The organism is Photorhabdus sp. RM323S (assembly GCF_042879375.1).
Classification (GTDB): Bacteria; Pseudomonadota; Gammaproteobacteria; order Enterobacterales; family Enterobacteriaceae; genus Photorhabdus; species Photorhabdus tasmaniensis.
This window is the reverse complement of sequence record NZ_JBHFKZ010000088.1, coordinates 1-6,749: the sequence shown is the minus strand read 5'-3', so window position 1 is coordinate 6,749 and position 6,749 is coordinate 1. Positions and strand designations below refer to the sequence as shown.

The 6,749-nt window shown below is 44.3% G+C and carries 4 protein-coding genes, 5 tRNA genes and 3 rRNA genes; 11 read left to right on the top strand and 1 reads right to left on the bottom strand.

The window, feature by feature from the left end; all coding sequences use genetic code 11:
• The 6 genes from ACGF7G_RS21255 to birA all read left to right on the top strand — a co-directional run.
• Positions 1–997, top strand: a 23S ribosomal RNA gene (locus ACGF7G_RS21255); the annotation flags it as partial.
• 125 nt (positions 998–1,122) lie between these two features.
• A 5S ribosomal RNA gene (gene rrf, locus ACGF7G_RS21250) occupies positions 1,123–1,238 on the top strand.
• 46 nt (positions 1,239–1,284) lie between these two features.
• Positions 1,285–1,360: transfer RNA gene (locus tag ACGF7G_RS21245), tRNA-Thr, on the top strand.
• Positions 1,361–1,381: 21 nt separating this feature from the next.
• A 5S ribosomal RNA gene (gene rrf, locus ACGF7G_RS21240) occupies positions 1,382–1,497 on the top strand.
• 140 nt (positions 1,498–1,637) lie between these two features.
• Positions 1,638–2,663 (top strand): UDP-N-acetylmuramate dehydrogenase, encoded by a 1,026-nt coding sequence (murB, locus tag ACGF7G_RS21235; protein ID WP_133813971.1) that lies wholly within the window; start codon positions 1,638–1,640, stop codon positions 2,661–2,663.
• On the top strand, positions 2,660–3,619 hold the full coding sequence (birA, locus tag ACGF7G_RS21230; RefSeq protein ID WP_133813970.1) for a bifunctional biotin--[acetyl-CoA-carboxylase] ligase/biotin operon repressor BirA: 960 nt from the start codon (positions 2,660–2,662) through the stop codon (positions 3,617–3,619). Before murB ends, birA begins: the two co-directional genes overlap by 4 nt.
• Before the next feature lie 43 nt (positions 3,620–3,662).
• On the opposite strand, the gene coaA is transcribed toward birA, so the two are convergent.
• On the bottom strand, positions 3,663–4,613 hold the full coding sequence (coaA, locus tag ACGF7G_RS21225) for a type I pantothenate kinase (RefSeq protein WP_133813969.1): 951 nt from the start codon (positions 4,611–4,613) through the stop codon (positions 3,663–3,665).
• Positions 4,614–5,044: 431 nt separating this feature from the next.
• Between coaA and ACGF7G_RS21220 the strand changes: the two genes are divergently transcribed.
• The 5 genes from ACGF7G_RS21220 to tuf form a co-directional block, all read left to right on the top strand.
• A tRNA-Thr gene (locus ACGF7G_RS21220) sits at positions 5,045–5,120 on the top strand.
• A gap of 16 nt (positions 5,121–5,136) precedes the next feature.
• A tRNA-Tyr gene (locus ACGF7G_RS21215) sits at positions 5,137–5,221 on the top strand.
• Positions 5,222–5,325: 104 nt separating this feature from the next.
• A tRNA-Gly gene (locus ACGF7G_RS21210) sits at positions 5,326–5,400 on the top strand.
• A gap of 6 nt (positions 5,401–5,406) precedes the next feature.
• A tRNA-Thr gene (locus ACGF7G_RS21205) sits at positions 5,407–5,482 on the top strand.
• A gap of 110 nt (positions 5,483–5,592) precedes the next feature.
• Positions 5,593–6,749 (top strand): elongation factor Tu (gene tuf, locus ACGF7G_RS21200; protein ID WP_387468185.1); only part of this gene is annotated, 1,157 nt, incomplete at its 3' end.

The following is a 6,749-nucleotide window of genomic DNA, read 5'->3' as shown; positions in this document are numbered from 1 at the left end:
GCCGTAACTATAACGGTCCTAAGGTAGCGAAATTCCTTGTCGGGTAAGTTCCGACCTGCACGAATGGCGTAATGATGGCCAGGCTGTCTCCACCCGAGACTCAGTGAAATTGAACTCGCTGTGAAGATGCAGTGTACCCGCGGCAAGACGGAAAGACCCCGTGAACCTTTACTATAGCTTGACACTGAACCTGGAACCTTGATGTGTAGGATAGGTGGGAGGCAAAGAAGTGTGGACGCCAGTCTGCACAGAGCCATCCTTGAAATACCACCCTTGAATGTTCGATGTTCTCACCCGGGTGCGTAATCCGCATCGGGGACAGTGTCTGGTGGGTAGTTTGACTGGGGCGGTCTCCTCCCAAAGCGTAACGGAGGAGCACGAAGGTTGGCTAATCACGGTCGGACATCGTGAGGTTAGTGCAAAGGCATAAGCCAGCTTGACTGCGAGAGTGACAGCTCGAGCAGGTACGAAAGTAGGTCTTAGTGATCCGGTGGTTCTGTATGGAAGGGCCATCGCTCAACGGATAAAAGGTACTCCGGGGATAACAGGCTGATACCGCCCAAGAGTTCATATCGACGGCGGTGTTTGGCACCTCGATGTCGGCTCATCACATCCTGGGGCTGAAGTCGGTCCCAAGGGTATGGCTGTTCGCCATTTAAAGTGGTACGCGAGCTGGGTTTAGAACGTCGTGAGACAGTTCGGTCCCTATCTGCCGTGGGCGTTGGAAGATTGAAAGGGGCTGCTCCTAGTACGAGAGGACCGGAGTGGACGCACCGCTGGTGTACGGGTTGTCATGCCAATGGCATAGCCCGGTAGCTAAGTGCGGAAGAGATAACCGCTGAAAGCATCTAAGCGGGAAACTTGCCTTGAGATGAGTCTTCCCTTGACTTTAAGGTCACGGAAGGAACGTTTAAGACGAAGACGTAGATAGGCTGGGTGTGTAAGTGCAGCGATGCATTGAGCTGACCAGTACTAATGAACCGAGCGGCTTAACCTTACAACACCGAAGGTGTTTTGGGGCGAGAGAAGAGAGAATTTTTAGCTTGTTCGAGAGATTGGTTCGGATGGTTGTGCGGCCCGGAGAAACGGAGCCGACATAACGGTCGGGATGAAATGAATTTGCCTGGCGGCGATAGCGCGGTGGTCCCACCTGACCCCATGCCGAACTCAGCAGTGAAACGCCGTAGCGCCGATGGTAGTGTGGGGTCTCCCCATGTGAGAGTAGGGAACTGCCAGGCTTTAATTTTTTTGGGTTTGCGTTAATATTGACTGCGAGCCACTATTGCTGATATGGCTCAGTTGGTAGAGCACACCCTTGGTAAGGGTGAGGTCCCCAGTTCGAATCTGGGTATCAGCACCATGATAATATATAAAGAATTTGTCTGGCGGCGATAGCGCGGTGGTCCCACCTGACCCCATGCCGAACTCAGCAGTGAAACGCCGTAGCGCCGATGGTAGTGTGGGGTCTCCCCATGTGAGAGTAGGGAACTGCCAGACTTTATTTTAAGACGAAAAGGCCACCCAAAAAGGGTGGCCTTTTTGCATTTAGCGAAAAAACTAACTTTGTTTTCCAACTGTTTTCCATGTCTATAGACTGATAAACTACTTATTAAATAGCTTTATTGAGTATTGAGTAAATGCTTTCCCTTAAAGAGTTTAATACTTTTGGGTTATCAGCCCATGCTAAATGTTTAGATATAGCTGAATCTGCTGAATCTTTATTAGCTTTATGGCAAAAAGCTAAAAACCAAAAACAACCTGTACTACTGCTTGGCGGGGGTAGTAATGTTTTATTTACTGAAGATTTTGAAGGAACCGTGATTCTGAATAGAATCATGGGGATTCAATATCAGGAAACTGATGAATCATGGCGTCTACATGTAGGAGCGGGGGAAAATTGGCACGAATTAGTTTGTTATTCTCTTAAAAATCAGATTTATGGGTTAGAGAACCTAGCGTTAATCCCAGGTTGTGCTGGTGCGGCACCAATTCAAAATATTGGTGCATATGGTATTGAATTTAGAGATGTATGTGAGTACGTAGATGTCCTGAATCTGGAAACTGGAGAACAAACGCGTCTTAGTGTTGATGAATGTCAGTTTGGGTATCGAGATAGTGTTTTTAAGCATAAATATCAAGAAAATCATTTCATTATTTCTGTAGGCTTACTGTTGAAAAAAAATTGGCATCCGATGTTGAGCTATGGTGATTTAACTAGGTTGTTGAGAGGTAGTGTAACTCCTCAGCAGATTTTTGATTTAGTATGTACAATGCGCACCAGTAAATTACCTGATCCTGCAATAACAGGAAACGCAGGTAGCTTCTTTAAAAATCCAATTGTCAGTGCGGAAATTGCGGTAAAAATTAAAGAAAATTACCCTGATAGCCCCCAATATCCTCATGCTAATGGGATGTTCAAATTAGCGGCAGGTTGGCTTATTGAGCGGTGTAATTTAAAGGGTTATCGCATCGGTGGTGCATCTGTGCATCTCAGGCAAGCTCTAGTATTGATAAATCAGGGAAATGCGACAGGTAAGGATGTAATCGCATTGGCTGCCTATATTCGTCAGCAAGTGATAAGTAAGTTTGGTGTATTACTTGAACCTGAGGTGCGTTTTATTGGTTCTACAGGCGAAATTGATGCTATGGAATGTATTTCATGAAAGATATAACTGTACCATTACAATTGATTAAGATTTTATCTGATGGTGAAGTCCATTCTGGTCAACAACTGGGGCAAGATTTAGGGATGAGTAGGGCTGGAATTAATAAGCATATACAGACAATTCGTGAATGGGGAATTGAATTGGAAACTGCTCCTGGCAAAGGTTATAGCCTCATGGCACCTATGCAGCTACTTGATAAATCGACTATTTTGCAATATTTACCCCAGGATCGTATAGCTGTTTTGCCAGTTATTGATTCGACTAATCAGTATCTACTTGAACGTTTATCTGAGTTAAAGTCAGGGGATGCCTGTGTTGCAGAATACCAGTATGCTGGCAGAGGGAGGCGTGGACGGAAATGGATTTCGCCTTTTGGTAAGAATCTTTATTTATCTATGTATTGGCGCCTTGAACAAGGACCCGCTGCTGCAATCGGATTGAGTCTGGTTGTCGGTATTGTTATTGCTGAAGTATTGCATCGATTTGGCGCTGATAGAATTAGGGTAAAATGGCCAAATGATTTATATCTTGATGACAAAAAGTTAGCAGGAATTTTAGTCGAATTAATGGGAAAAACTGGTGATGCTGCTCAGGTTGTGATCGGTGCAGGTATAAATATTGCGATGGATCATAAGGACGAAGAATTTATTAATCAGCAATGGGTTAATTTGCAGCAGGCTGGAATTGAAATTGATCGTAATAAATTGGCTGTAGAAATAATACTTGATCTGAGGAAAGCTCTGATGCAGTTTGAAAATGAAGGGTTATCTTCATTTATTTCCCGGTGGTTTGAGTTAGATAATTTTATGGATAGACCAGTAAAATTAATTATTGGTAGTCAGGAAGTTTATGGCATAGCCAGAGGTATTAATCAGCAAGGTGCTTTGTTACTTGATCAGAATGGTGTAATCACTCCATATATTGGTGGTGAGATTTCTTTGAGAGGTTGTTAAGAACAACCGGAAGAGAGATGTCTTCCGGGTTCGGAAACTATTTTTACTTACGTAACCTTACGCTTTCAATCGTGTGATTAGTGCCTTTTGTCATGATTAGGCTTGCTCGTTCTCGTGTTGGTAGAATATTTTGATGTAAGTTTAATCCATTGATCTCTTGCCAGATATCAGATGCAATGTTTATGGCTTCTTCTTCTGATAATTTGGAATAACTGTGGAAATAAGAATCTGGATCTGAAAAGGCACCTTGGCGAAATTTTAGGAACCGACTGATATACCAACTCTGGAGTAATTTTTCTGGTGCATCGACGTAGATAGAGAAGTCGACAAAATCAGAGACAAATACATGATGTGGGTCATGGGGATAATCCATACCGCTTTGTAATACATTCAGGCCTTCCAGAATCAAAATATCTGGTTGTTTAATGAATTTTTGCTCATTTGGTACGATATCATAGGTAAGGTGAGAGTAGACTGGTGCAGATACTTGTTTGGATCCTGATTTAATATCAGATACAAATTTCACTAGGCTATGCATATCATATGATTGTGGGAACCCTTTCTTTTTCATCAATCCACGTTCATTTAGCACACTGTTAGAATGTAGAAAGCCATCTGTAGTAATTAATTCTACACTTCTGTGTTCAGGCCAACGACTCAGCAGTGCTTGTAATAGACGTGCAGTAGTACTTTTGCCAACAGCAACACTGCCAGCAATGCCTATGACATAAGGGACCTTTTGTCCATCAGTGCCTAGAAATTGTTCGAGCACTGCTTGGCGACGTAAATTTGAGCTGATATAAAAATTAAGTAAACGAGATAAAGGAAGGTAAATCTCAACAACTTCTTCTAAAGAAATTTCTTCATTGATCCCTTTTAAATCAATTAGTTCTTCTTTTGTTAATGTCAGTGGAACTGAATCACGTAAGGTTGCCCATTGTTCACGATTGAATTGCAAATATGGAGTAGCCAAAAAAGGTGCTTTTTTATTCATAAACCAACATCTGCCTGTTTGTGCAGGTTGGACAGGTTGTAATAAACAACCTGTCCCCGACAAAAAATAAATTGCATCATATCGACTGAGGAGCGACAGGCGTAGGCTTTTTTATATTTTTGGCGGTTTTTTTTGATAAGAAATGCAGAATTGTAAAAAATTGAGTTGCTTTACTTACTGCTAGTTTAGGTTGTTTGTTTAATGATGGAAATTTAACTGACGGCAAATGAAGTAATTTATCGAGTTTTATAGAGGATTATAATCAGTTCCACAATAGTTATAGATAATTTTTTGTTTGTTATTTGGCCTGAATCTATTGAAAAAAACAGCTGATTAGATAGAATTGAGTGTTTTGTGACCGAATGATCAGATTGAGGTGATTTTTTTGTTGCATAGAGTGTTCACACTGCCTAGAATGCGCAGCACTTGATGCCGGCATAGCTCAGTTGGTAGAGCAACTGACTTGTAATCAGTAGGTCCCGAGTTCGACTCTTGGTGCCGGCACCATTAAAAATTTGGATAGGGTGGGGTTCCCGAGCGGCCAAAGGGAGCAGACTGTAAATCTGCCGTCACAGACTTCGAAGGTTCGAATCCTTCCCCCACCACCAAACAATCAGATTTAGTCTTGAGTGTTCTGCTCGAGTAGTTACTCCAAGCGAAGCACATTGAGATACAATGTACAGCTGATTAAAGTTAGGTAGCCGAGTTCAATGCGGGCATCGTATAATGGCTATTACCTCAGCCTTCCAAGCTGATGATGCGGGTTCGATTCCCGCTGCCCGCTCCAAGATGTGCTGATATAGCTCAGTTGGTAGAGCACACCCTTGGTAAGGGTGAGGTCGGCAGTTCGAATCTGCCTATCAGCACCATTTCCTAATGTCCTTGTCTCCTAGTTTTCTTCCTGTAAGCAATATTCAACAAGCAGTAGCTTGGTTGATGTGGTGGAACCACCGATTCCGTGTCTTAGAGGGACAATCTAATGTCTAAAGAAAAGTTTGAACGTAAAAAACCGCACGTTAACGTTGGTACTATCGGCCACGTTGACCATGGTAAAACTACCCTGACTGCTGCCATCACTACTGTACTGGCTAAAACCTACGGTGGTAACGCTCGTGCATTCGACCAGATCGATAACGCGCCAGAAGAAAAAGCGCGTGGTATCACCATCTCTACTTCGCACGTAGAATACGATACGCCAAGCCGTCACTATGCGCACGTTGACTGCCCAGGCCACGCCGACTACGTGAAAAACATGATCACCGGTGCTGCTCAGATGGACGGCGCTATCCTGGTAGTTGCAGCAACTGACGGTCCAATGCCACAGACTCGTGAGCACATCCTGTTAGGTCGTCAGGTAGGCGTTCCTTACATCATCGTGTTCCTGAACAAATGTGACATGGTAGACGACGAAGAGCTGCTGGAACTGGTTGAGATGGAAGTGCGTGAGCTGCTGTCTCAGTACGATTTCCCAGGCGACGACACGCCAGTCATCCGTGGTTCTGCTCTGAAAGCACTGGAAGGTGACGCAGAGTGGGAAGCGAAAATTATCGAACTGGCTAATGCCTTGGATAGCTACATTCCAGAGCCAGAGCGTGCTATTGACCAGCCATTCCTGCTGCCAATCGAAGACGTATTCTCTATTTCAGGCCGTGGTACTGTCGTTACCGGTCGTGTAGAGCGCGGTATTGTTAAAGTGGGTGAAGAAGTTGAAATCGTGGGTATCAAAGATACGGCGAAAACCACGTGTACCGGCGTAGAAATGTTCCGCAAACTGCTGGACGAAGGCCGTGCGGGTGAGAACGTGGGTGTGCTGCTGCGTGGTACTAAACGTGACGAAATCGAACGTGGTCAGGTACTGGCAAAACCAGGTTCAATCAAGCCACACACCACTTTCGAATCAGAAGTTTATATTCTGAGCAAAGACGAAGGCGGCCGTCATACTCCGTTCTTCAAAGGCTACCGCCCACAGTTCTACTTCCGTACAACTGACGTAACCGGGACTATCGAACTGCCAGAAGGTGTAGAAATGGTGATGCCAGGTGATAACATTCAGATGATTGTTACCCTGATTGCACCAATCGCGATGGACCAGGGTCTGCGCTTCGCAATCCGTGAAGGTGGCCGTACAGTAGGTGC

What these genes read in the sequence shown, in the direction of transcription:
- murB (WP_133813971.1), top strand. Translation starts at nt 1,638, where the DNA reads ATGCTTTCCCTTAAAGAGTTTAATACTTTTGGGTTATCAGCCCATGCT.
- birA (WP_133813970.1), top strand. Translation starts at nt 2,660, where the DNA reads ATGAAAGATATAACTGTACCATTACAATTGATTAAGATTTTATCTGAT.
- coaA (WP_133813969.1), bottom strand. Translation starts at nt 4,613, where the DNA reads ATGAATAAAAAAGCACCTTTTTTGGCTACTCCATATTTGCAATTCAAT.